Raw genomic sequence first — 25,513 nt, 5'->3', positions numbered from 1 at the left:
GGGTTTAATTGCCAGTTATATGTGGAATCTAAACTAATTATCGTTCGTTTCTTGATTGTTTTTTGACGACTTTTGTCTCAACCTCTTATAAATTAACATGAATTTTAATAAGAAATCCCAATTATTATTAATGAATGAATAACTACCTATTCATCTCTGTTTCTATTTCACTGGTATCCAAATTTCTGAATACAAATCTGGGCTCGAAGGATCCTCTTCTGAATAAACCTCTAACTCCGGTATACCAGCATGTTTATAACCACTCGAAGGAAACCATTCAGAGAAAATCTGTTTCCATACTTTTGGCATGGCATCGGGCATCGGGCCATGCACCTCAAAAACAGCCCATTTTGATTCAGGAATAGTCAAAGCCACTAGCCCATCAGGTACGTCCCCCTCATAGGTTGTACCTATCCAATAATCAATTACTTCCGAGCTTTTGTCGACACAAACCCCCAACACCCCTTCGATCAAACCATCGTTTAATCGGAATAATAAATCATCCGTTCCATCCCCATTTACTTTATCCCACATTTTTGGAATATCAATTTGATTCTGCTGATTGATACACGAAAATTCTCGTTTAATCCCTACAATCTGAAATGCTTCCCGTTCAACAATTTTGTATTGCATTGGTTCTGCTCCCTTCACACTAACCTGAATCACCAGGCGGTTATAAGATTTAAGCCTTCCTGCATATTTTCGCGCTTCACTCGGTGTTATACCATGCTGTCTGCGAAATGCTTTGGAAAAAGCTTCTGGAGTGTCGTAGCCATACTTGTAGGCAATATCAATAATTTTCGTATTTTCACGATTAAGCTCATGCGCAGCCAATGTTAAGCGTCTACGTCTGAGATATTCACCAACAGATATATCGGTCAATATCGAAAAGGTACGCTGAAAGTGAAATGCTGAAAAATTCGCCTGCTTTGCGATGCTATCTATCGATATTTCATCCAATAAATGCTCCTCCATATAATTGATGGCCTTCTGTAATGATTCGACCCACGTCATATCGCCCACTCCCTAATCAGATCTTAACAAGTATTTCACCATGTATCCTGTCACTTTGTGCTCTAGGCTGACAGTATGTTTGCTTACAATGCTAGGTTAATAATAAGTATTTCATAATATTTATACATATTACTTCATGTAGCACACAAAAAAAGGTGCTTATTGTATGGAGAAATAAGCACCCTGTAACAAATAACACAAGCTCGACTATTTCCTTAATTTAAAAACAATAAAGTCAGGACACCTAAAATCTTCTGCAAATGAAGGGTATTTTTTTAGCATGTCTTTTGATGGCTGTGGTTCGATAATGCTCTCCAAAACAAACCCTGTATGTATTAATGTATTTATATAGGTTGTTAACGTTCGATGGAAAAGCAGCATGTTTTCTTTATCACCTAAGGGCTGTTCATAGACTCCTTCATAAAAATACTTGTCCACATTCCAATGCAGCTTTTCTCCGTTTTCTGTTCTTTCCCAACCACTTTCTGGAGTAACAAAACATGGATGCAATATAGAAAAGATAAAGATACCTTTATCTGCTAACAGCCGATACATCGTTCGAAATGCTTTTTCATGATCCGCAAGATCTTGGATGACCATATTGGACACGATGAAGTCGAAACTTTTATCCTCTAGTTGATGTAAATCCTCACAATTTCCATGACTATAATGAACGTTCAATTCTTTTGGCGTTCTTTCCTTAGCGATTTCTATCATGGTCGGAGAATAATCCACCGCTGTTACAGCGGCACCACGCTTAGATAAAATTCTGCTCAAATATCCTTCTCCACATCCAGCATCAAGCACTTTTTTATTCTTCACATTCCCCATAAGTGAGAATAAAGCTGGGTTTAAAAAGATTTCTTTATGAAGATCACCTTGTTCCGTATGGTTTTCTGAATAATTTTCAGCGAAGTTATCCCATCTTTTGATTGCCTCTTCGGTCCCCATTGATTGGCTCATGTAAGCTCCCCTTTTTTTTAAGATTATCTATTGTTCACGTTTTGAAAATTCAACTACAAACTTATAACAACTTAGGGCGATTCGTGAAGTCGCTACGTTTCTGGGCGTTGGAGCTGAACGTGGCTCAACACGCATCTTTATCCATATGGGCAAATTTTATAATTTCCTTTAATTTCCTAGACTATAGGAAAGGTGCAGTCAGTATATGATACATGAGCTGCACCTATTTTGAAATTAGCTATTTTGCGTTTTTATAATAAACGAGATTATCCGTCCACTCTCCAAATTCAAATATAAATCCTTTACGTGTACATTCGAACTCCATTCCTACACTCTCTGCTAAATTAATCGAGGGAATATTATCCACATTTATATGGGCCTCAATCCGATGGAAATGAAGATGACTAAAGGCGATATTCAATCCTTCTTTTACTGCCTCCTTGCCATAGCCATATCTCCAAAATTGATTATGCAAACGATAACCAATCATCCCCCATTGAAATTCCCCCCTCATTATTGTACTAAATTCCACTTTACCAATATGTTGACCATCCATTTTTCGAAAAATCCCAAATACATACGCCCTATCATCAGCTGCTAATTCCCGATGTTTTTTTACAACATTTTGAAATGCATCCTCCGTCCACTCGCTTATATCTAGGTGGTCATCATCATATTTGTACTGGGGAGGATAATTATTATTAAACCCTTCCAGCCACCGTTTATAATCCTGTTCATCTAACAATCTAATTATTAATCTTTCTGTTTCTGAAACAAAATCATGGTTTATGTTCTCCGACTTCAATACAATATCTCCTCTGCATCGTTTTTCTTCTAAATACAAATGCTTCCTTTTTAATACCATTTAGCTTATTGATCATAGTAATCATTCCTTTCTTTACACTTATGCAGTTATACCATTATTCAAATAATTTTCTTATTTATTCGTAATTTAATATATATCTTTTGCATCTGCTGGTAATCCTTTAATATGTTTTAGAAATTTGGTTATGTTGTTATCGTCCGTCTTTGGATAGATGAACCCAAAGTATGTAGCTACATCTAACGATAATGCCCTGAATAATTCACAAGCAGTAAACATGGAATGCCACATCTGTTGATAGTCCGAATTAGAATATGTAGCTTCATACATCTTCCAATAGGTTGAAGGGAGATAGTACTTGAAATATTTTCCTAGTTTCCCTGTCGACACTCCAAAATCATGTTCCATACCAATCCACCAATTAATCATTTTATCCAAACAATCTCTTGTGGTATATTCAAACATTAATTTTGCATAAGGCAGTTCATCACGCCATATTCCTTTGGCAACATTTTGCAAGCACCACCAAAAATTATTTGTACAGCTTTCAAACTGGCCATGTGTAGGTTTCTTTACATGATAGTCGATATCAGATGGCGAGGGAATCGATGGCAGAATATTATCCTTATCCAACACTGGATGAGTAAGCTTATCATTCGTATAAGTATGATTCATCACATCAACTGTTTGAAGGCGTAGGTCACATCTGTAAATAGCATTAGATAGGCATAAGTATCGTCAAAATTCTTATCCTGACCAATCCCTTTGTCAAGTTTATCAGGTTCTTGAATCATTAATAGATTACCAAATTTGGAGATCCAATTGTCATCATTGATGAATGAAGATGTTTCTCTCACAACAAAAACGATATCGTAATCTTGGAAAATATCCTTTGGAACATTTGGATTCGTTCTCGAGCCATTCATATAAACAGCCCTAATACGCTCATCATTCTTAGCAATCCTTATAATCAAATTCATTATCTCCTGCTCGCTTCTCATTTCATTCATCCATCTCTAATCTTGAATATATCATTTTACTTATCTAACTTGTATTCAACCATTATATCTTATAATGTGCTGAATTTTTCACCTTTCTAATTAAAACTACTTATCTACTTGTATCCAAACACGTAAGAATGCCTGCTACACTCCTAACGGAAACATATAAGAAATCAATGTCAACAAAAATATTGATAAAGTTGTGATCCAAGTTTAGCATTTCGGGTGGCCAATGAAATCGACCGCTCGTTTCCGAAATCTATAATCGGTAAAGCAAAAAGCTGATGACGATCAATATGCTCTGCACTTATTTCGGGAACAATCGTTATCCCCATTCCAGCTATTACAGCTCCGTAAATAAAATCACCAAAAGCCACCTCGCTAATAATAGTAGGTTTTTGCCCTATCAATTCCATGTGCTCCATAATACGACTCCTTGTATCACAAGGAGATTGATGAACAATAAGCTGCTCCTCGCATAACTCAGCAAGTTTGACCGCTTTTCTAGAACGATACGGATGATCTAATGGAAACACCGCATAATAAGGTTCCTTAAATAATTCGCAACTCCACAGGGATTCCCTTGTACTTACTGTATCCATAAAGATTGCATCAAGTCTCCCTTCCTCTAATGATTGTACAAGCTCATTTGAAGTATTTTGAATCATTAGCGTTGCTGGTTGGGCTAAAGACTGAAGCTTCTTAATCATTGGTGGCAAATAATAGGTTGCTAGACTAGGCAGGCTTCCTATCGCTATAGGTGAAGTTCGTGAAAACTGCCGTAAATCTTGACGGATCGCGTTTAGCTCAGTAATAACAGGTAAAATTCGAGAGCGAAAACGTTCTCCAGCTTCTGTAAGCTCAATACCCGTAGAGGTCCTGTAAAACAACGCAACATCTAGTTCATTTTCTAAATTTCGTATATGTTTGCTCAATGCCGGTTGAGATATATTATTTTCCTTAGCTGCTTTAGACAAGCTTTTTTGCTTTGCAGCTTCTATAAAGCTTTGCATCCACACTGTATTCATTTCTTTTACCCCACATCTGTTATAACTATTTGTTATACCCTTCTAAGATATTGATTATTCTATTGAGGCTATCGATATGATATTATTTCAAATGTCAATCGCTCCATCATTATAACATATCGATATAACAAAAAAATTATATCCCACTCTGATTAGCATTGACAAATTATACTGAGACATTTAAGGAGGGGTAAAATGAGAATGGTTTTTCTTCTCACTATAGGAATGTTTACGCTTGGATTTGATGCTTATGTAGTAGCTGGTTTGTTACCTGATATCGGAGCAACCTTTAAGACTAGCGACTCACAGACAGGACAGGCAGTCACTGTCTTTACCCTCTGCTTTGCACTTGCAGCCCCCGTTTTCGCAACATTATTAGCGGGCAAACCAGCTCGAAGAATATTAGTTATCGCACTAGTTATTTTCTCATTAGGTAATGCATTGAGTGCACTTGCCTCGAATTTCCCCCTGCTACTATTGGCTCGGGCAATTGCAGGTATTGGAGCTGGTCTCTATTCACCGCTTGCAACAGCCGCAGCAGCCGCACTAGTTCCTCCTCAAAAACGTGGACGTGCCTTAGGTACGGTATTAGGTGGTATGAGTTTGGGCACAGTCATAGGGGTTCCTCTTGGATTAATTATGGCCACAGAGATAGGTTGGCACGGTACGTTGTGGTTAATTACTACACTCGGCATTATTGCTATGATCGGGATTATACTCTGGTTTCCGGACATTCCTGCTTCACAACCAGCTTCATTGCGCCAACGTTTTGCAATGATGACTAATGGATGTGTCACAGCAACAGTGGGCATAACGTTTGTTGCTGCCCTCGCTAGTTTAGGTCTTTACACGTATATTGCTCCAATCTTGCAAGATTTACAGGAAATTCATCAAGTTACACCATATTTATGGGCATGGGGGATTGGTGGCGTTATCGGAAGCTTATCTATTGGGACGCTTATTGATCGAATAGGGCATCCAAGCTGGATTATGGGTGGAATACTTGCTCTATTAGCATTAGCAATGTTTAGTTTACCATTGGTGCTTGGAATTCCTTTTCTAGCATTGCTCCCCTTCATGGTATGGGGAGCAATGGGTTGGGCTTCATTGGCCCCACAGCAGCATGTATTACTTCAGCTACAGCCAGAACACGGACCAGCTGTAGTTGCTTTAAATAGCTCAGCTAATTACTTAGGTGGTTCCATGGGATCTGCACTTGGAGGAATCGTGATGGTTGGTGGACTAACACCTTCATATCTTCCAATTGCTTCTGGCTGCCTTGTACTAGTGGCTTTTCTAGGGCAATTGATCATACTTATAATAAATAAACAACGAAAGAAGTAACATGCCGTAAGACCTTTTGAAGTAGATAATAAGAAACTATGAATAGACAGTGAAGAAAAAATAACGATTAATTGGCCTTTGCCCTGTTTGTCATAGAGCTTAGACCATTAATCGTTCTGGTTATTTTATAATTCATCCTAACAAGGTGCAACAAATATTTATATATAATCTTACGTATTACGTAGCATACTTACATCTAAAAAGTAATGTAGGGATCACTAATAGTACAATTAATTTTAGTTTGACGATTTATAGTGGAGCGTAATTGGCTGATTTTCTTCTAAGGTTGCTTTATATAAACGAATATTGCCAACATTTGATTGGGAGGCAGCAGAATCAACTTCAAAATTCTCGTTCAAAGAAATGGTCCAAGCTGCTTCGTTATTTTTCTTCAAAACAACTGCAAGTGTACCAAAAGTAACACCATATTTATGGGCATGGGGAATTGGTGGTGTTATCGGAAACTTATCTATTGGGACGCTTATTGATCGAATAGGACGTCCAAGCTGGATTATAGGTGGAATACTTGCTCTATTAGCATTAGCAATGTTTAGTTTACCATTGGTGCTTGGAATTACTTTTCTAGCATTTCTCCCCTTCATGGTATGGGGAGCAATGGGTTGGGCTTCATTGGCCCCACAGCAGCATGTATTACTTCAGCTACAGCCAGAACACGGACCAGCTGTAGTTGTTTTAAACAGCTCAGCTAATTACTTAGGTGGTTCCATGGGATCTGCACTTGGAGGAATCGTGATGGTTGGTGGACTAACACCTTCATATCTTCCAATTGCTTCTGGCTGTATTGTTAGTAGGAGGGTATTATAAATAAAATTGTAGAAAGAATAGTAAGGGGGTACTGCCACATGCCCATCAAGCTAAGACAAGTTACTACCCCCAAAACGGAAAAAGCGCTATCCTTTTAGTAATATATGGAAAAGGATGGTGTTTTTATGTGTTGCGAGACTTCGGATGAATTGACTCTCTTTTCACAGGAACTACAACGATCTTTGTCTCCTCAAGTTCTTCAACAGTTAGCCAAGGAAGTCGGTTTTGTTCAAAGGACGAGCAAGTATCAAGCCAAAGATTTAGTTGCGCTATGCGCGTGGTTAAGCCAAAAAGTAGCGAGTACTTCTCTAACGCAGCTATCTAGTTGTTTAGAATCCTCAACGGGAGTTTTGATGAGTCCTGAAGGGCTCAATCAACGATTTAATTCTTCTGCTGTTCAACTTTTACGTCGCGTATTCACTTCCTTGCTAACTCATAAACTATTTACCTCTCAGACTCTTCCCTATCGTTATGCTTCTCATTTTCATCGTATACGAATCTTGGATTCTACGACCTTTCAACTTCCAGATGTATTTGCCTCAACCTATCAAGGATCTGGAGGCAGTAGCCATACAGCTGGCGTAAAGATTCAATTAGAATATGATCTTCTCAGCGGCCAATTCATGCACGTTCACTCAGGACCAGGTAAAGAAAACGATCGAACCTACGGTTCCACTTGCTTACAAACGGTGCAATCAGGCGATTTATGTATACGCGATTTAGGTTATTTTGACTTGAACGATTTCTATCAAATAGATGAGAAAGGAGCCTACTACATCTCTCGCTTAAAATTAAATAATCGGATATATTTGAAGAATCCTGATCCCGAATACTTCAAAAATGGTTTGATCAAAAAACGAACTGAATATATTCAATTGGATATGGAGGAGACCATGAATCAACTAAAACCAGGACAAACCTATGAAATCTCAGACGTTTATATTGGCATGTATCAAAAGTTGCCAACTCGAGTTATTATTCACCGACTTACAGAGGAACAAACCCGAAAAAGATGGGAAGATCAAGCGTTAAAAGAGAAAAAGAAGGGGATTGTCATGAAAGAACGAAGTAAACGATTGAGTGCCATGAATGTATACATCACCAATATGCCACCCCAGGAGTCCCGGCGGGACACGTTCACGATCTTTATTCCCTTCGCTGGCAAATTGAGCTACTTTTTAAAACATGGAAATCCTTCTTTGAAGTGGATCAGTGTAAAGAGATCAAACAAGATCGATTAGAATGTCACCTTTATGGCCAACTCATTGCCATCCTTCTCTGTTCTTCTACCATGTTTCAAATTAGGCAGCTACTTCTTATCAAGAAAAAACGGGAACTCAGTGAATATAAAGCCATTTATATCATTAAAGATTACTTCTTACTTTTGTTTCAAGCAATACAAAAAAACACCCAAGAGCTATCAAAGACGCTGCATCGCCTGTTTACCCTCCTACAGAAAAACGGGCGTAAATCCCATCGATATGAGAAAAAAACGGTCTTTGATATTTTGGGTGTCGTGTATCAGTATACCATGTCCAGCGGGAAAGCTGCATAGCAAAAAAATGACCCCGTTTCGGGTTTATTTGGCATGCCATTATTTCGTAATCTAAACGGTTGTCTTGTGGAAAGGGACCGACTTTATGAATCAGCGACGTTAACTTGATGGGTATGGGGTACTGCCACCATTTCGGAAATTTTGTACGCTAAGAAAATTTCTATATAGATAAATCCAAATTCTTGTATGTTAAGGAATTTGGATTATGTTATTGGTTTAAGTCTTATTTAATGGTCTAAAGGCTGGTAATGTCTATTAGCATTAAACCTCTGTTCTCCATGTTCTATAACGACTCTGGCCATTTAACCATAAAATATTCTCTATGAACTCCACAACTTCCATAATTTATAAATCCATGTTGTTCGTAGTAATCTACTAACTTGGGTTTTTCTGTATACAAAGCTAAAGGAATATTTATTTGATCAAAAGGATATTTAATTCTTCTATGATCTTTGATACCTCACCTTTCCTATAGGAATGCAAATTCACAACCTCTATTGCGTGATGATAATGATTATTGAATATCCTTTTTGCAGTAGGGGTAGTGCCAGCGAAGCTGACACCACCCCTATAAACAGCGTATTTCTTTGTTTCATAGTCATTACGTATCGTCGTATAAAGGAAATCTACAAACACAAAAGGATAACAGTTGCTTAAAGGGCGACTTTGCCACTCTTCTAAATCAGGAAGCACTGTATCGGTAATTTCGGATATCATTTCATGAGACACAGAGAAACCATAGGCATCTTCGATAGTGGACGAAATATCTCGCTGGAACATTCCTCTTGCATACATGGAGATGACTTTATCCTCGATGGCAGAAACATTTCTTTTGCGCTTGGGAATAAGTTGTGGTTCAAATGACACGGTCACGAGGTATGGCAATATTCATTTCGCCAGCAGTCGTTTTGACTGTCTTTTTTCCGTACCCATTCCGTTTATTGTTTGTTTCTTTTTCTCCTTTGATCCATAGCCCAAATATGTCCTTTAATGCATGTTGCATAACCTTCTACAGACTTTGGTTGATACTGTTCAATAATCTTGTTAGCTAATTCTACGGAGTTAGGATCTCTTTTAGGTTTTCCCATTTAAAACACTCCTTTAGCTTTATGTTTTTATTTTACCAAATAAAAACAACTGTGTGAGTAAGAAACCGTACGCATTTCTTACTTACACAGTTAATATTACACTCCTGCATTTATGCTAGCTTACATCTATGATTAAAAATACATTGAAGATTTGTATATCCTCTGGTAAACAACCTATCATGCTTCAAGTTTATTTTTATTCATCTGTACGAATAAGTAAGTAACTATCATTAGGTTTTTTTGAGCAACCTACGATGAAATATTCTATTTTTCCATCTTTCTTTCTTTCTTTCTTTATGTTTTCACAATCGTCTTTTTTTACTCCTACATCACCCCCTCCATAATCATCATACCTATTATCATAACTATAATTTATTACATTTCCATCAAAATTCAAGTCCTGAAATATAGGGTCTCCTTCGTTTGTATAACTAGTTATTCGAATAGAATCTTTTTTATTGCTATGAATATTATCTAGAAATTTTAAAAAAATATCTAGGTTGTATACGTTATCTCCACTGTATACAACGTCACCCTTTTTTATCGCTTCTTTTGAATCATATTTTGAAGATTGAGAACAACCTATAATGTTTACGCTCACTAAAAGTATAATTACTAACTGTATAGTTTTTCTCACGTTATCTCCCTCATGACTTAAATTATTTGTATTGGTTTCTTGCTTCACTAAATATTTTTTGCAAATTCAAAGATAGAGGTTCTTCTGTGTCTTTTAAAACTTCAATTTTGTTGGTTTCTAAAGGTATTTTACCAAAAGTGACTCCTCTTGTAGCAAATACTCCATCTTGTTCTGGTGTTAAAAATAAAAGATATTCTTCATTCACATTCATTTTTTTATATCCATTAAAACTGTATGTTTTGTTTGTTTTTTTATCAAAAAAATTATTTTCTGCTATATTAACTTCTTCTTTTTCTTTAATCTTCTTATTTTTTGTTTCATTTTTATATACCTTTGATATTTTAAAGTTAGTTACTGTATAGCCACCTGCTACTGAACCGTCTACTTCCGATCTATAAATTACTGGACTTTCTTCTCCTATTTTCTTTCCTCGTAGAATGATTTTTGAATTACTTTCTAATTCATCTAGTGACTCAAATCCATCTGTCTTCGCTTCAAATACTAAAGTCTCAGTTGTGGAAAGATTATCTAAAGACTTACCTTGAATAATATTTTTTTCTTCATTCGATTTACTAATTATAAAAACCATTATTGTTAGACAAGATATTAGGATAAGCGAAACACTAGTAATCTTCTTCATAACTTTTACCCCCTTTTAATATTTAGCTCGAAGTCCAGCTTTATCGTCTGATAAAGGATATGCTTTATTATTAAAACCGTATTGGCGCATTACAGAGATACTATTGTTAGATTTTTGGGTGTGAGCTAAACCTGCTTCATGACCTACCTCATGAACTATGACTTCTTTCCTTTGTGTATATGAGCTTATGTTTTTCCATTTTTTATAAACCATAATATGCCCACGTCCTTTACTAACAGCATAAATATCGCCGTTATAATAGTTTACATACTCTACCATTACATCCCCGCCCCCTGGAACCCCGGCTTCTTTTCTGAATTGTATTTGGCTTGTGTCATTCCATGCTAATATGCCATATAAAACTTCTCTTCTATTACTATTGAAATCTCCATCTATCCAATAATAAGCATCTAATCTATTTGATAAAGATTTTCCATTAAGTACGTATGCGCTAGAATAAGTGGGGATTGATAGTAAAATAAAAAGTGCTGCCAATATCTTTATAACTTTCTTTCTATTCATTTTAATTCCTCCTTTAAAAGTAGAACATTTATTAAGGTTATTGTCGTGGTAATGAAGGGCTATTCCCCCTTTCTTTTTAATTTCGACATTAATAACCTATATAATAACTTCTGCCTAAAATTTTTCAAACCTGCAAGAATAATCAAATAAATTAAATTTTTTAGGGGGGTTGCCTAAAGGTCTGCACATAAGTTGTAAGTTATCAAAGAACGCTAACTTACAACTCTATGGCTTCTCGCTTCCCTCTAAAACAGCCGATAACCACAAACTGTAGTTTATGGCCAACTACGAAAAAGCGTGTAGTTAGCCATAAATCAACACTTTGTAGGTTCCTGTCTGTTTCTGAACGATTTTTAATTACAAATGTAAGTAGTATTTCTGCAAGTGCTTCTGAAGCTGACAATTATGATGAAAAAGAAGTAGAAGATCTTGCAAAAGTATTAGAAATCTTGTTTGATAAAAGTATAGTTTATGATAATAATGGAACTCCAATTGGTTTCAAAAAAATAACGATTAATTGGCCTTTGCCCTGTTTGTCATAGAGCTTAGACCGTTAATCGTTCTGGTTATTTTTATAATTCATCCTAACAAGGTGCAACAAATATTTATATATAATCTTACGTATTACGTAGCATACTTACATCTAAAAAGTAATGTAGGGATCACTAATAGTACAATTAATTTTAGTTTGAAGATTTATAGTGGAGCGTAATTGGCTGATTTTCTTCTAAGATTGCTTTATATAAACGAATATTGCCAACATTTGATTGGGAGGCAGCAGAATCAACTTCAAAATTCTCGTTCAAAGAAATGGTCCAAGCTGCTTCGTTATTTTTCTTCAAAACAACTGCAAGTGTACCAAACTGTTCAATAGTGTCCCATGTAAACAATTCTGTTTGATTAGCTTGTGTAACAGAGATCCCTTCTTGGTTACTAACTACTTTAATGTTATCACCTTGCCAATTCCCGTGAATTTGTGCACCAACATAATAATAGCTTGTACCATCACCTCGATCCCCATATGTGGCTATAAATTGCTGTATCGAGTTGTCTGCCGTTTTATAAGTAACGGCTGCGATATCTTTAGCTAACCAATCTACCTTAAAATCGCCAATTATCTCGGCTGGTAAGCTATCTTTTGGACGAGCTAAAATACCATACGACCTATAGTAAACGGCTGATCCACTCTCAACATTTTTTTAATAGATAGTACATGTTTAAAGTCAGGTGAAACACTTGTTATATTGTTAACTTGTTTATTACTGTCTACTAGAAGTACTACATGAACAGCGATAAATAGGAATATGATACTAGAACCTATTATTTTGAATCGTTTAGTGATTCGCAGCAATAGAATATTTGCAAGAAATAAACAGGCCACACAGACAATATTAATCATATAAAATAATCTATTATCAATATACTCTACTTGAAACCTATCGTGAACAATCAAATATCCTATTTGTAAACAAAAAAGGCAATTGTAAAAAGAAATAACATCCAGCCTATCCATTTTTGTTTCGTGCTATTTCGCTTCATTCAGCTGTACCTCCATTGAAAATTCCCATGTTTTACCGTTATCTTTTGAAATAAATTTACCTTTTACTTTTCCGCCTTCATAATAAAGGACACAGGAAAAACTAAAATACATTTGGCTGCATTCTAGTTTTTCTTCTATCTTATTTACTTACTGATTTTAGCTGTTAGTATTGTGCCAGCAATCCTTTTTTCATTGCTATCCGTTCACAGCAAAGAAAGGTTGCTAAGCCTAAAGTAAAGTAAATAATCGCATTAATAAGCAATATTGCTATATCCCCCAAATTTATAGAGGATAAAGTTAAGCCTTCTATCATCACACTTCGCATTAAATCCACACCTTTTACAAATGGAAAGAAAGATAAGATAGGTGCAACAGATAATGGAATAAACGTTAACCCCATTAAAATAAACTGTAAAATTTGGAGAAAAGCTTGTACTTGTTTCAACACTATTGAAATACCTGCAATAATTAAGCCTAGCCCATACATACTAAAAAGTGTCAATACTAGAATTGGGATTATAGTCACCACATCAATATTTAGCCATTGTCCGGTAGTTAGCATAGACATGAGTAATAATATAACGACAATTATAAAATTCAGTATTGTTGTGGCAACAAGTCTAGCAGTCATGATTCTCCATATCCCCATAGGTGACATAGCAAGTTGCTCTAGTGTACCTCGCATGGATTCATTGATGATATCAAAGCCAATTTGATTTATAACCATTACCGTCAAAAACCAAAAAACATAATTGACAATAATATATTGCGTGTTTACATCCTGAGTACCAGGATCCCCAATTACTTGAATACCTAAAAACATTGCTAAAAAGATGAAATAAAAAGTAAGTAGCATAGCTATGGTATTAGGTAGATAGCGTTTTAGCTCTATGTACTCTTTACGAACATTTGTCTTAAGAAGGATATACCATCGCATATTCTTTCTCTCCCTTTACAATTTTCATAAAGATTTCTTCAAAATTAACTGTTTGTCTATCAATTGTCTCAACCGGGATATGCTCAAGCTTCAATACATCAAACAAATCATAAATTTCTTTACTATGATTTAGATCAACCTCGATTGTAGATTGTATGGAATCTGGTATGTATTCTAGCCCTGGAAACTTTTCTACCAACATCTTATACTGCCGATCAGTCAAATGATCACCTAGTTGAATCTTGTAGGAGCGAACTTCAAACAAACGTAGTAGGTTTTCCACATTATCATTTGCAACTACTTTTCCGTAGTTAATAACAATAGTCCGGTTACAAATAGCTTGAATGACATCCATATCATGAGAGCTGATAATAATAGTTCGGTTATACCCTTTGGCAATTGACTTCAATAGTTCGCGAACCTCATAGCTTGTTTCAATATCAAGTCCTAAAGTTGGTTCGTCCAGTAAAATAATCTCGCTATCTGCAAGCATTGCAACTGCAATGGCAAGTTTTTGCTGCATTCCGCGCGAAAGTCGATTCACTAATTCATTTTCTTTGTCTTTTAGATTAAACTTGGTCAAAAGGCCTTCAATTTGTTCAGCAATATCTTTACTAGAAAGTCCTCTATTTCCAGCAAAATACTCTAAATTTTCCTTTACTGATAGACGCCAATACAGGTTACGATTCCCTTCAAGTACTGCGCTTATATGGCGTAGCGCATCCAATCGCTTCTTTTGGGTGTTAATGCCATTTACTATAATAGAGCCATCATCTGGAATAAGAAGTCCACAGATCATCTTAATCATAGTAGACTTTCCTGCACCATTTGGACCTAACAGACCCAAAATCTCTCCCCGATTAACCGAAAATGAAATATCATCTACAGCTATTAGAGATTCTTTCGTTTTTCTTTTTTTATAGACCTTTTTAAGGTTTTTTACTTCAATTATGGCTTCCATCTTCACCATCCCTTCTGCTTTTTATTATACGACCTTGTCTCTTCATCATTATATCGAATGTTCTGAAAAAGAGAAAATGATACTCTTTCATAAATCGTCATATCATTTTCTCCATTAGCTAACAAAAAGCTATATTTAATTCTTTTCTATAACTGATCTTTTTCTCTCCTTGGTATGCAATAATTCGTAAACACATGGAATCACTACTAACGTTAATAAGGTAGATATAGTTAATCCTCCAATAACAACAACTGCTAAGCTTTTTGATACAAGGCTTCCTGTTTCTGCTGTTCCAAATAACAGTGGAATCATGGCACTGATTGTGGAGATAGCTGTCATGATAATCGGACGTAATCTCCGTTGTGAGGCTTCTAATAAGGATTCTCTTATACTCATCGCTTTCTCATTTTGTTTTACGCGATCTAATAAGACAATTGCGTTTGTCACTACGATACCAATGAGCATTAATGCCCCTAATAATACGGTCGTATCTACTGAAATTCCTGTAATTAATAAGCCAACAATGGAACCAATTAATGCTAGCGGCAATGTGATGAGTATCGCAATTGGTGTTTTAATCCCTTTATAAGTTACAACAAGGATTAAAAATACTAAGCCAATGGAAATGCCCATCGTCATGAATAGATCATTGAAGTCTTCTGATTGTTGGACATTAGCTCCACCAATAAATACTTCAACATCTTCGGGAATTTTAATCCCATTTTTCTCGCCATCTCCGAATATAGTAGTACGAATATCTGCATTAATTTCGGATAGTTTTGTTGGATCTATTTTTGCCGTTACTTGTAAGAATGGTTCGCCATCTTTATGATACTGATTGGTAGCTGTACGCTCACTCTTTAACGATGCTACTTCGGTAATAGGTGTAGGGCCGTCTTCACTTAATATCGAGATATCCTCTAAATCCTCTTCTGTTTCAGTGCTCAGCAATGGTTCTAATACAATATTAGTCTTTTCACCTTGAAGATCAATCGTCCCAATTGGTGTTTTATTTAATAATATGCCTAGTTGAGATGCCACTTGCTCAGTATTGATTTTAGCAGAATTCACTTCAAACGAATAAACGCTTTTCTTCTCTTGTTGGTTTGTTGTGACTTCCTCAATTCCCTCTACATCTTCAATCTGTTCGACTATTTCATTTGTAACATCTTCAATATTCTCTAAATTATCACCTGTTACATCAATATTAATATCTGTTGCTGTTGATCCAAGGAAAGAAGCTGCTACTACACTGTAATCAGCGCCCGAAAATAAATCCTGTTGCTGCTCTATCTCCTCCATTATACGATCAACCTCTTCTTCATCTGAAAGTAACACTCTCACCTGTGCCTCTGTAGGCGACTTAACGACTCCCGATTGAACGGCAGAGCTCGAGTTACCCAAATAGGTGATAACATGTTTAACTCCTTCTATTTTCTGAACTTTCGACTCCAGCTTCAATGTGCTTTCTGTTACCTTTTTAAGCGGAGTATCAGAGGGATATTTTAATGTTGCTTGTATATAATCTGTACTCGAATCATCCACTACTCCTTTTGGCATTACGAAATATGCACCGATTGAACCAAAGAATAATAATAAAGCAATCGTTAACGTGATGAACTTATGGCTCAATGACCAGTTAACAACCTTTCTAAATCGGACAGGTGGTTTATACTCTGTTAATTTTGAACCTTTTAATAGTCCTGCACTCATAAGCGGAACGACTGTTAATGCAACTAGTAATGAAGCAAGTAACGAATACGTAATTGTTAAGGCAAATGGTAAAATAAATTCTTGTAAACTCCCATTCACTAGCCCTATCGGTAAAAAAACAGCGACAGTTGTCAAAGTTGCAACAGTAATTGCTCCGCCTACTTCCCTTGTTGCATCAATTATCATCCCTACCGAGAACTTTTCTTGTTGCATTTTCTTAAATATGTTTTCAATCACAACGATACTATCATCTACTAAACGCCCAACTGCTACAGCTACACCACCGAGTGTTAAAATATTTAACGTAATTCCTGATTGGGATAATAAAATTAATGTAATACATAGTGATAATGGTATTGAAACAATCGTAATAAAGGTAGAACGAATTTTCCGAAGGAATAGCATAATTACAATTGTTGCAAATAGAGCGCCAATAAGAACTTCTTTGATCATCGATTGTACCGATGATTTGACCATATCCGCTGTAGTCAGGTACACAGTAGCTTCTAAATTATCATATTTATCACTTATTTCTTTTGTTATGCTATCGACCTCTTCACTAAGTGTCACTGCATTGGATGTACTATCTTTAACAATGGTAAATTCAATACTATCCTCCCCATTAAATCGATTAATAACATCTCCTGGTCTAGTTTTTTGAATAATAGCAATATCTTCGAGCTGAACATTTTTTGATACAGTAATATTCTCAAGGTCTTCTAGACTATCTATATTACCAACTACTGTAATATTACTAGCATTACCTTCAATGATATTTTCTCCTACTGCAAATGACCCATCCTGCCCTTGTAGAGCCTCAATAACAGTTTGAACTGGTATTTGTAATTCATCTAATTCTTCACGATCTAATTGGATTGAAACAAAGGAATCTTCAACTCCCTGTATTTGTACTTCTGCTACTCCTTCTGTATCTCTGTATATTGGCTCCAGTTTTTCTTTTACAAAGTCTAGATTTTCTGCTGTGATACCATCTTTAAAAGTTATTGCTACAAAGGAAATTGGAATAGAGGACGTATCCAGCTTTGTTACAGAAGGTTTTGATACGTAATTAGGTAAAGATACCGAATCTACTAATTCTTGTACATCTTGTCTTGCTTGATCCATATCTGTTCCATATTCAAAAAACACATCAATCTTACTGTAACCATCACCAGTTGTTGAAAGAACTCCACTCTTTCCAGTTACCGCTGCAATTGATTGTTCAATCGGACTTGTGACATCAGTTTCCATCGACTTAGAATTAACACCCTGCCCCATTGCGATGATTCTAATCTGTGGTGTTTCCGCTTTTGGCAAGAATTCCATAGGCATCCTAAAGTAACTAAGGACTCCCAATATCAGAACAATTAAGGTTACTAGAGTTACAGCCGCTTTGTTGGCAAAAGACCATTTGGTAAACCAAGACATCTTTAAAACTCCCCTTTGCAATGTTGTTTTGTGAAATTAGGCCATAAAAAGCTTAATCTTTATAGACCATATTGGTATAGCTTCTGATAATACCTTTATAAAAGAAGGTCATGACAAAAACAAACCAACCTACCCCTAGTAAAAGCGGGAAGGTAAATTTCACACTCATGATTTGCTCCAATACCTTCATCGCTACCACACTGTGGACAATACCAATTATGATAGGGATTAAGAATGCAATTCCAACCGTTAAATTAACCGAACGCTGGACTTCTTTTCTACTCATGCCAACCTTTTTAAGCATCGCATATTGTTCTTTATCAGAAAAAGCATCACTTAAAAACTTAAAGTAAATCGTACTAAATGTCGCAAGCATGAATACAATCGAAATAATTAAACCTAAGAAAAACAATGTTCCTAAAGCATAGTACTCCCAGATATATTGTTTCGGATTCTCATAAAGCATTTGCTCCCCATTAGGAATTATTTGTTTGATATTACTAATTAACTCACTACTGTTCTCCTGATTGGTGATGTCTACTCCAGTAAGCGTTAGTTCTTCAAAATCTTGAACATGTCTTTCATAATCTTGATCTTGGAGAACATACACGTTCATTCGTCCATACTTACTATTGTTACCTATAAATGGAACTTGGGTAAATTCTGCAATCTGGAAATCAGTTTTATTTATCTTCATCTTATCTCCGAGAATATTCATAGGAGAAGCAATCGTATTAGGATTTAGAATAAATGTCGCTTCATTTTGAGATGGCTTAATCTGATCTAACAGATTGTCTCTACCTTTATACTGTAAATACTCCAGTGTTTTCTCCATCTGTGAATAGCTCGTAATTATAGCTTCATTATTTTTATCCACTTCATTACGGGAATCATCATAATGGACCTTTCCAATAAAAAAATGCAGATCATGAACTCCCTTTAAGCTATGTTCAGAAGACTCAACAGCTTCTCTAACCAATTCATTAGTATCTGGGGATTCACTCTCAACGCTAAAACTATAAGGTGTTTCAATCACTTCGTGACTATTTGCAAATTGATTAAATGAAATACTAACGCTAAATGCTGTAACGGTCGCCGCTGCCAAAATTGCTGTCATTGCTAAACTTCGATAGTTCTCCTTTAACCGAAAAAAAATACTGCTTATACTGATTAGTCTTACATCCTTATAAATAAAACGCTTTGTCTTAATTAAGTTACTTAAAATGACTGTTAATGAACTTCCAAAAAATAAGTATGTTCCTAGACTAACTAAAAACACGATCGCTACCGCAGCAAGCAATAAGTCTAATTGCCAAGGCTTAATATTAAGTGCAATGAAATAGCCTGCTACAATTAAAAAAATGCTTAGAATACCTTTAGGTAGACTATATTTTGGCTTAGCAGGTTTTTCTATCGTAGCATGTAACATATCGATTAACTGTTTCTTCTTGATAGCACTATAATTCTTAATTCCCAGTAAGATAAAGATAACCCCAAACACCAATATTAACTGTATAATTGCTTCTATTGAAATATTGAATGGTAATACAACATCTAAAAACATTGCCTTACTTAATAACATAAAGAAAAGCTTGGAAAATAAGATACCAATGATCAAGCCAACAGTAAAAGCTAATCCACCAATAAACAAACCTTCTAGCGCTAATACTCTGCCAATTCTAGCATTGCTAATTCCCATCAACATATAAAGCCCAATTTCTTTTTGACGCTGTTTTATAAAAAAACTGTTCGCATGCCACATAAAAAATACAACTGTACATATCAAGACAAATCCAGAGGCGAAACTAGCTACTACAGCAGACTGGACTCTTTCGGTTAATTCCACAAATTTATCATTATACTGAATGGCCGCGAAATTATAGTAAGTAGCAACTGTTACTACTAACACTAAAAAATACAGACCATAGATATTAGAATTGTTTCGCATTAGCTTAAAAGCAATTCTAAAGGAGTTCATTATCCGAACCTCCCAGGATAGCAAGCATATCTAATACTTTTGTAAACATTTCCTGTTTGTTACCATTACTATCTAATCTACCGTGCATCTTTCCGTCCTTTAAGAACATTACACGATCACAGTAACTGGCTGCATTGGAATCATGTGTTACCATAATAATGGTGATCCCTAACCTACTATTAACATTTTTAAAGCACTCTAACACATCAGATGAATACTTAGAATCCAATGCTCCAGTTGGTTCATCTGCAAAAATAACCTTTGGATCCGTAATTAGAGCTCTACAGATAGCTACTCTTTGTTTTTGACCTCCAGATAATTCAACAGGATATTTATCCATTTGGTCGGAGATCCCTAATAGCTTCGTGAACGTATCAATTTTTTGTAAAATAATTTCATGTCTTACATTATTTAAAGTAAGTGGTAAGGCGATATTATCTCTTACCGTCATATTGTCTAATAAATTAAAGGATTGAAAAACAAAACCAATATTATCTCTTCGGAACCCAGCTAAATTCTCTCCTTTAAATTCATTTAAATCCTTACCATCTAGTAAGACTTTTCCATACGTAGGTTTATCAATTGTAGACATAATATTAAGCAATGTAGTTTTACCTGAACCAGATGGCCCCATAATGCCAACAAATTCTCCTTCGTTAATGTCGAAGCTTACTTCTTTTAATGCCCGAAAAGAATTACTTGATTTACCGTATTCTTTAATTACATTGGATAGTTCTACTATTTTTTTCAAAGATTTCAACCTCCAACCCAACTTAATTACGTTTTAATTTTATTATAATTCGCAATAAAATCACTCTCTATCGATTTAGGTTACATTTTAAATAGTTATGTGACATTTATGTTAGTTTTCTAGAATTTTAAATTAAAGTAAGGAGGATAATGACTACAAAGGAGGGACATCTATATGCATAACCAGAAATTTGAGGTTGAAACTAAAATAAGGGAGATCATTTCTCCCTTAAGATAACCTATCTTGCAAATGATTGGTAATTAAGTTGTCCAGGGGTATAACGGTAACAGGTGCAGGAGTATTATTACTCATCGAACATAGTGCAAGCTTATATTTTGGATCGACTGTCATTAGTTTTACATTATACTTACTTATCGTATTATGGACCTCAATCTTAAATTTATTATTTAATGCGGTTATGGAAAATGAATCCAATGGAATGGATAACCCATGTCCCCTTGCTTTTATATAGCTTTCTTTCATCGTCCATATTTCATAAAATCTATCCAGCTGAGCAGAAGAATTAGAAAATATATAATGGCATTCTACATCCGTAAAAAATTGATTTGCTATTTGTAAATCAATAGACTGTACATGTTCAACATCAATACCGACAGGGGTCTTATCCAGTGCACAGACGACCCAGTTTTCAGAATGACTTAAATTAAATGCAATATTTGGTACATTTTGCAAAAATGGTTTCCCAGATGGGTTAAGTTGAAAGTGAATTTCACCGTTGGTAAATCCCTTTATGTTTAAGAGGTAACGAATTAATAACTCTGCTACTAGACTTCTTTCCGCATCTTTAACAAATTTAAATCGATTAATTCTCTTCTGTTTTTCATACGGTAATATGCTTAATAATTGCTGAAACGGTTGGTCACCAATTCCTTGTGCAATGTTTACACCATAAACTTCACACATTGAATGTTGGCCCCATTCCTTTAGTTAAGCTGTTTATTTCATTTCCTAGAACATTACAAACGATATCTGTTACTTGCCTTGTATTCTCATTAATAAAAAAATGTCCCCCAGGGATTCGATGATATTTACTGTTCCCACTTATTATTTCATCCCATTGTATTATGTCATTCCATTGAACCGTGTGATCGTTATTGCCATGAAATATAGAAAAATCATAGTCTAAACGATGATTTGATTGGCTATATTCATACGTTTCAATCAACTTAAAATCTGCTCGTAGGATAGGTACAAAAATCTCAGCCAACTCCTTATTTTCAAAAATCTCTCGTTCCATTCCACCATAATTTACAATTTTCTTTACAAATTCATCAAATGGTAAATCGTGATAATCATAAAACGGATTCTTTATATGTGGTGCTTTTCTTCCGGAAATAAAAATATGTACGGGGTCTTGATGGCTTTCCTTTTTTAATCTTTGACAAAGTTCGTATGTAATAAGTCCACCCATGCTATGACCAAATATTGCATAAGGTTCCTGTAATTGATCTTTAATGCTCGTATAAATATCCTCTATCATATCATCCATATTATCTATTAAAGCCTCATTTATCCTACGTCCTCTACCTGTTAATTCTACTTCTACGATTTCGATATTAGCACTTACTAATCTTTTCCACTTCGAATAAACAGTAGCAGACCCGCCAGCATATGGGATACAGAAAAGTTTTATCTTTTTCATTATGAAACTCCCACCTTTTCTTAAACTTTTAACCATTAGATGCTATGTTGAAGTAATCTGATAGTTTATAAAATATAATTGTAAACGCTGTATATTCTCCTTCTTCACTCTTAACATCTATACCGATTTGAAGCATTTCTGATATTTTCTTTGTATAGTAAAGTCCCATACCAGTAGATTTGGTAACGTTTTTTCCATTTTTACCAGTAAAGCCTTTGTCAAAAATCCTCCCCAAATCCTCTTTAGGAATACCAATGCCATCATCTTTAATGTAAATATAATATGCATGATCATCCTCTTCACTATTAATCTGTACTGTTCCCCCTTTTTGGGTATACTTACTACTATTATTTAATATTTGAGTAAAAATGTAATAAACCCACCTTTTATCATTAATAACCGTAATATGGTGTAAATCCGTATTAATCGTAATGTCTTTATTAATCAAGAAAAGCGCATTCTCTTTTATTGCCATTCTTAGAACTTGACCAACGTCTATTCTTTCAGCAACTGTATCCTGACTATAATGATTTGCTCGAGTGATATATAGCGTTTGATTTACTCTAAATTTAATTTGCTCTATTTGATTTCGTAAATCTCTTACCTTTATATCTTCTGTCTCATCAAGTAGCAGGTCACATACTGCTATATTAACTTTAATGTCATGAACCCATTGTGTAATATAATCTTGTATTTCATTGATTTTCTTTTTAAACGCTTCTTCATTGTTTTGGTGTTGAAATCGTTGTTGCTGTAATAAAGTATAGAGCATATTTATAATGTAATCATCATCATGAATGGCCATTTTTTCTAGTTCTTCCATCGAGCTTTTCATAGCTTTGTTATATTTATTTTTTTGTTGCCAAAATCCAATTAATAGAAAAGATAGTTGTATAATGATTAGTAGGCCGTTCATATACAATAAATCAGAAGATCTATATTCTACTACAGTACTAATGTAAATACTATTAACAATAAAAAGTACAATTACGTTACTTACCACCCATAGCTTGTGAGCTTTTAAATAATCTTGTATCTTCATTGAATTATATAACCCATTCCTCTTTTCGTTACTATATAATTCACGACACCGATATCTTCTAATCTACTTCGTAAACGATTAATATTAACAGTTAAGGTATTTTCGTTTACATAAATATCATCATCCCAGAGCTTCTTCATTAATCGATCTCGTGTGACCACTTTTCCTTTATTCTCCATCAATGTTTTTAAAATTTCAAACTCATTTTTTGTAAGCTCTACCCTCTGATCTTGGTGGTAAACCGCTGTATCGCTTAAATTTAGTATGACCTGCTTACATTCAATGATTTGATTGGAATCTGATTTATACTCATACGTACGTCTAATAATTGCTTGCAGTTTGGCAACTAGTACATAACTATCAAAAGGCTTTTGTATATAATCGTCTCCACCATTATTGATAGCCATTACAATATCCATATTACTGTTTCTTGAGGAACAAAAGATTATAGGAACACTTGAAATCTCTCTAATCTTTTTACACCAGTAAAATCCATCAAAAGACGGGATATTAATGTCCATTAAAATAATATGAGGCTCTTCTTTTTCAAACACTTTTAAAATATTTTCAAAGTCATTACAAACCATTGTATGAAAATTCCATTTTTCAAGGAGAGTCTTCAATACGTTTGCCATGTTTTCATCATCTTCAATGATTAATAATTTATAAACACCTTTCAACATGTTCACCTTCCCTAAGTAGAATCTCAACTAGGTGATTAAACGATTACACTTTTATATGTATTGTAAAGCATAATCAAAAAAGATGAAAATATGGATTAAAATAGTGTAGAAAAATTGAAATATATATTTATCTCGATATAACCGGCAGTAAGACCTCCATTTCAAAAGTGAAACCAATATGGATATGTGGCGATCGACTGCCGGTAAATGGCCGATTGGTTCAACAAAGTCCTTTAGGTCATACCCTTGTGGTACTACAATCGTAGGGGATACCCCCCAACTGATTGTAGTTTCCCTTTATTCCTGTTTTTTCGCCCTTTACTAGTTCCTAATATCATTTAGTATTTAAAGCTTTCATTTGCAAAGAGGTTAATATCTGGTTAATTACTTCCATATTTCTTTCTAAATATGGTTCCGATAACATATCACCATGATTACCATAGCCTTGATAGTTTAATACGTCTTTCTTTGTAAACTCGTCCCATTTTGGCAAAGACAGTTCATCTTTAACGTAATGCTCATCATTTTGAGCCTGAATGAAGTGAATAGTCGTATCAATGATATGATGGTTTACTAGATTATTAACATAGTCCGAATAAAGTTTAATCTTCTTGATAATCTCTTCCTTAAAATAATCTCTTTCTAGATACTTTTGATAGGCAGGATTTGTTTTCGCTTCTTTTATAATATTGTCATATAAGTTAGTAGTATCCGCTTTATTTAGTGTTGCTCCCTCGATTGGATAACTGTCTAGAAGGATGATATAGGATACTTCTAATCCTTGTCGCTCCATTTCTGCAGTAATTTCAAATGCTAAGTTCCCACCTGCTGAATAACCTAATAGTTGATACGGTGGTTCTGGCTGCACCATTCGAATTAATTCAATATACTGATCAATTCTATTATCAGAATTTATGAAATCGAATGCATATAGGGAATGTGTATCCATTAAATTTGCCATTCCATTATATACCATTCCGAAGCCGCCAATAGGCGGAAAGGCAAAAATGTTATGATCCTTTTTACCATTTAATAAGTGAAGATCCTCTTCCCCAACGATAAAGGAAGATTCTTCATTTCTTATTAATTTTGCCATTGATTTTATCGTTGCATTTGTATACAAACTATCCAAACCAATGCCTGCTTTAAAATATTCTCTTATTTTAGATAAAAGTTGAACGAAGCTTATCGAATTCCCACCAAGTTCAAAGAAATTATCCTCCGTTCCTATTTCATTTATGCCTAAGACTTCTTGCCAAATCTTGACAAGCTTCTCCTCTTCTTTATTCTCTGGCGCCTTGTACTCTCCTTGAATGAGATCTTGATTCGTGACTTCTGGTAGCGATCTTCGATCTACTTTTCCATTAGCGGTGAGGG

The 25,513-nt window shown here is 35.1% G+C and carries 19 protein-coding genes and 4 pseudogenes; 3 read left to right on the top strand and 20 right to left on the bottom strand.

The genetic code is table 11. The annotated features are described in order from the left end of the window. Positions 1-162: 162 nt before the first annotated feature. The 5 genes and pseudogenes from ABDZ84_RS05565 to ABDZ84_RS05545 form a co-directional block, all read right to left on the bottom strand. Positions 163-1,014, bottom strand: coding sequence for an AraC family transcriptional regulator (locus ABDZ84_RS05565; RefSeq protein ID WP_026682932.1), 852 nt, complete (start codon positions 1,012-1,014; stop codon positions 163-165). A 207-nt stretch (positions 1,015-1,221) separates the two neighbouring features. Next, the gene (locus ABDZ84_RS05560) at positions 1,222-1,977 is read right to left on the bottom strand and encodes a class I SAM-dependent methyltransferase (protein WP_026682931.1); all 756 of its coding nucleotides are present in this window, start codon (positions 1,975-1,977) and stop codon (positions 1,222-1,224) included. Between the two features lie 238 nt (positions 1,978-2,215). Further along, positions 2,216-2,782 carry a GNAT family N-acetyltransferase gene (locus ABDZ84_RS05555; RefSeq protein ID WP_026682930.1) on the bottom strand — a complete coding sequence of 189 codons (567 nt, stop codon included), beginning with the start codon at positions 2,780-2,782 and terminating at the stop codon, positions 2,216-2,218. Positions 2,783-2,929: 147 nt separating this feature from the next. Beyond that, positions 2,930-3,780: pseudogene (locus ABDZ84_RS05550) on the bottom strand (aminoglycoside 6-adenylyltransferase). A gap of 200 nt (positions 3,781-3,980) precedes the next feature. Then, the gene (locus ABDZ84_RS05545) at positions 3,981-4,829 is read right to left on the bottom strand and encodes a LysR family transcriptional regulator (protein ID WP_026682929.1); all 849 of its coding nucleotides are present in this window, start codon (positions 4,827-4,829) and stop codon (positions 3,981-3,983) included. Positions 4,830-5,024: 195 nt separating this feature from the next. Between ABDZ84_RS05545 and ABDZ84_RS05540 the strand changes: the two genes are divergently transcribed. The 3 genes and pseudogenes from ABDZ84_RS05540 (at position 5,025) to ABDZ84_RS05530 (ending at position 8,553) form a co-directional block, all read left to right on the top strand. Beyond that, on the top strand, positions 5,025-6,173 hold the full coding sequence (locus ABDZ84_RS05540; protein WP_205388354.1) for an MFS transporter: 1,149 nt from the start codon (positions 5,025-5,027) through the stop codon (positions 6,171-6,173). Between the two features lie 585 nt (positions 6,174-6,758). After that, positions 6,759-6,998: pseudogene (locus tag ABDZ84_RS21455) on the top strand (MFS transporter); the annotation flags it as partial. A gap of 125 nt (positions 6,999-7,123) precedes the next feature. Next, a pseudogene (locus ABDZ84_RS05530) lies at positions 7,124-8,553 on the top strand (IS4 family transposase). 570 nt (positions 8,554-9,123) lie between these two features. On the opposite strand, the pseudogene ABDZ84_RS05525 reads toward ABDZ84_RS05530, so the two are convergent. The 15 genes and pseudogenes from ABDZ84_RS05525 to ABDZ84_RS05455 all read right to left on the bottom strand — a co-directional run. After that, positions 9,124-9,641, bottom strand: a pseudogene (locus ABDZ84_RS05525) (transposase); the annotation flags it as partial. A 196-nt stretch (positions 9,642-9,837) separates the two neighbouring features. After that, positions 9,838-10,278 carry a DUF4362 domain-containing protein gene (locus tag ABDZ84_RS05520; RefSeq protein ID WP_051388430.1) on the bottom strand — a complete coding sequence of 147 codons (441 nt, stop codon included), beginning with the start codon at positions 10,276-10,278 and terminating at the stop codon, positions 9,838-9,840. A gap of 22 nt (positions 10,279-10,300) precedes the next feature. Further along, the gene (locus tag ABDZ84_RS05515) at positions 10,301-10,918 is read right to left on the bottom strand and encodes a hypothetical protein (protein ID WP_051388429.1); all 618 of its coding nucleotides are present in this window, start codon (positions 10,916-10,918) and stop codon (positions 10,301-10,303) included. Between the two features lie 15 nt (positions 10,919-10,933). Continuing rightward, a complete protein-coding gene (locus ABDZ84_RS05510; protein ID WP_051388428.1) occupies positions 10,934-11,440 on the bottom strand; it encodes a matrixin family metalloprotease in 507 nt (168 codons plus the stop codon). 683 nt (positions 11,441-12,123) lie between these two features. Continuing rightward, positions 12,124-12,330 carry a hypothetical protein gene (locus tag ABDZ84_RS05505; RefSeq protein ID WP_026682518.1) on the bottom strand — a complete coding sequence of 69 codons (207 nt, stop codon included), beginning with the start codon at positions 12,328-12,330 and terminating at the stop codon, positions 12,124-12,126. An 813-nt stretch (positions 12,331-13,143) separates the two neighbouring features. Continuing rightward, positions 13,144-13,917 carry an ABC transporter permease gene (locus ABDZ84_RS05500; protein ID WP_026682516.1) on the bottom strand — a complete coding sequence of 258 codons (774 nt, stop codon included), beginning with the start codon at positions 13,915-13,917 and terminating at the stop codon, positions 13,144-13,146. Continuing rightward, positions 13,895-14,878: an ABC transporter ATP-binding protein gene (locus tag ABDZ84_RS05495; RefSeq protein WP_026682515.1), complete on the bottom strand. Its 984-nt coding sequence runs from the start codon at positions 14,876-14,878 to the stop codon at positions 13,895-13,897. Before ABDZ84_RS05495 ends, ABDZ84_RS05500 begins: the two co-directional genes overlap by 23 nt. 135 nt (positions 14,879-15,013) lie before the next feature. Next, complete coding sequence (locus ABDZ84_RS05490; protein ID WP_026682514.1) at positions 15,014-18,019, bottom strand: efflux RND transporter permease subunit; 3,006 nt, start codon at positions 18,017-18,019, stop codon at positions 15,014-15,016. A gap of 52 nt (positions 18,020-18,071) precedes the next feature. Next, positions 18,072-19,997, bottom strand: a complete 1,926-nt coding sequence (locus ABDZ84_RS05485; protein WP_026682513.1) for an ABC transporter permease — start codon at positions 19,995-19,997, stop codon at positions 18,072-18,074. Then, positions 19,984-20,748: an ABC transporter ATP-binding protein gene (locus ABDZ84_RS05480; RefSeq protein ID WP_026682512.1), complete on the bottom strand. Its 765-nt coding sequence runs from the start codon at positions 20,746-20,748 to the stop codon at positions 19,984-19,986. The genes ABDZ84_RS05485 and ABDZ84_RS05480 overlap by 14 nt, the downstream gene beginning before the upstream one ends. Before the next feature lie 228 nt (positions 20,749-20,976). Further along, on the bottom strand, positions 20,977-21,672 hold the full coding sequence (locus ABDZ84_RS05475; RefSeq protein WP_026682511.1) for a 4'-phosphopantetheinyl transferase family protein: 696 nt from the start codon (positions 21,670-21,672) through the stop codon (positions 20,977-20,979). Further along, positions 21,665-22,411: a thioesterase II family protein gene (locus tag ABDZ84_RS05470; RefSeq protein ID WP_026682510.1), complete on the bottom strand. Its 747-nt coding sequence runs from the start codon at positions 22,409-22,411 to the stop codon at positions 21,665-21,667. Before ABDZ84_RS05470 ends, ABDZ84_RS05475 begins: the two co-directional genes overlap by 8 nt. Positions 22,412-22,439: 28 nt before the next feature. Then, a complete protein-coding gene (locus tag ABDZ84_RS05465) occupies positions 22,440-23,453 on the bottom strand; it encodes a sensor histidine kinase (protein WP_026682509.1) in 1,014 nt (337 codons plus the stop codon). Continuing rightward, positions 23,450-24,136 carry a response regulator transcription factor gene (locus ABDZ84_RS05460; RefSeq protein ID WP_034679502.1) on the bottom strand — a complete coding sequence of 229 codons (687 nt, stop codon included), beginning with the start codon at positions 24,134-24,136 and terminating at the stop codon, positions 23,450-23,452. Before ABDZ84_RS05460 ends, ABDZ84_RS05465 begins: the two co-directional genes overlap by 4 nt. Positions 24,137-24,470: 334 nt before the next feature. Next, positions 24,471-25,513, bottom strand: a 1,043-nt coding sequence (locus ABDZ84_RS05455; RefSeq protein WP_343780491.1) for a thioesterase domain-containing protein, incomplete at its 5' end; no start/stop codon positions are given.

Origin of the sequence: Virgibacillus salarius (genome assembly GCF_039521925.1) — a bacterium.
Classification (GTDB): Bacteria; Bacillota; Bacilli; order Bacillales; family Amphibacillaceae; genus Virgibacillus; species Virgibacillus salarius.
This window is presented reverse-complemented; position numbering and strand designations above follow the sequence as displayed.

Bases quoted from the DNA above. Each gene is read 5' to 3' on its own strand.
- ABDZ84_RS05565 (WP_026682932.1), bottom strand. From the start codon at position 1,014: ATGACGTGGGTCGAATCATTACAGAAGGCCATCAATTATATGGAGGAG.
- ABDZ84_RS05490 (WP_026682514.1), bottom strand. From the start codon at position 18,019: ATGTCTTGGTTTACCAAATGGTCTTTTGCCAACAAAGCGGCTGTAACT.
- ABDZ84_RS05500 (WP_026682516.1), bottom strand. From the start codon at position 13,917: ATGCGATGGTATATCCTTCTTAAGACAAATGTTCGTAAAGAGTACATA.
- ABDZ84_RS05495 (WP_026682515.1), bottom strand. From the start codon at position 14,878: ATGGAAGCCATAATTGAAGTAAAAAACCTTAAAAAGGTCTATAAAAAA.
- ABDZ84_RS05460 (WP_034679502.1), bottom strand. From the start codon at position 24,136: ATGTTGAAAGGTGTTTATAAATTATTAATCATTGAAGATGATGAAAAC.
- ABDZ84_RS05560 (WP_026682931.1), bottom strand. From the start codon at position 1,977: ATGAGCCAATCAATGGGGACCGAAGAGGCAATCAAAAGATGGGATAAC.
- ABDZ84_RS05465 (WP_026682509.1), bottom strand. From the start codon at position 23,453: ATGAAGATACAAGATTATTTAAAAGCTCACAAGCTATGGGTGGTAAGT.
- ABDZ84_RS05470 (WP_026682510.1), bottom strand. From the start codon at position 22,411: ATGAAAAAGATAAAACTTTTCTGTATCCCATATGCTGGCGGGTCTGCT.
- ABDZ84_RS05515 (WP_051388429.1), bottom strand. From the start codon at position 10,918: ATGAAGAAGATTACTAGTGTTTCGCTTATCCTAATATCTTGTCTAACA.
- ABDZ84_RS05545 (WP_026682929.1), bottom strand. From the start codon at position 4,829: ATGAATACAGTGTGGATGCAAAGCTTTATAGAAGCTGCAAAGCAAAAA.
- ABDZ84_RS05475 (WP_026682511.1), bottom strand. From the start codon at position 21,672: ATGTGTGAAGTTTATGGTGTAAACATTGCACAAGGAATTGGTGACCAA.
- ABDZ84_RS05540 (WP_205388354.1), top strand. From the start codon at position 5,025: ATGAGAATGGTTTTTCTTCTCACTATAGGAATGTTTACGCTTGGATTT.
- ABDZ84_RS05485 (WP_026682513.1), bottom strand. From the start codon at position 19,997: ATGAACTCCTTTAGAATTGCTTTTAAGCTAATGCGAAACAATTCTAAT.
- ABDZ84_RS05510 (WP_051388428.1), bottom strand. From the start codon at position 11,440: ATGAATAGAAAGAAAGTTATAAAGATATTGGCAGCACTTTTTATTTTA.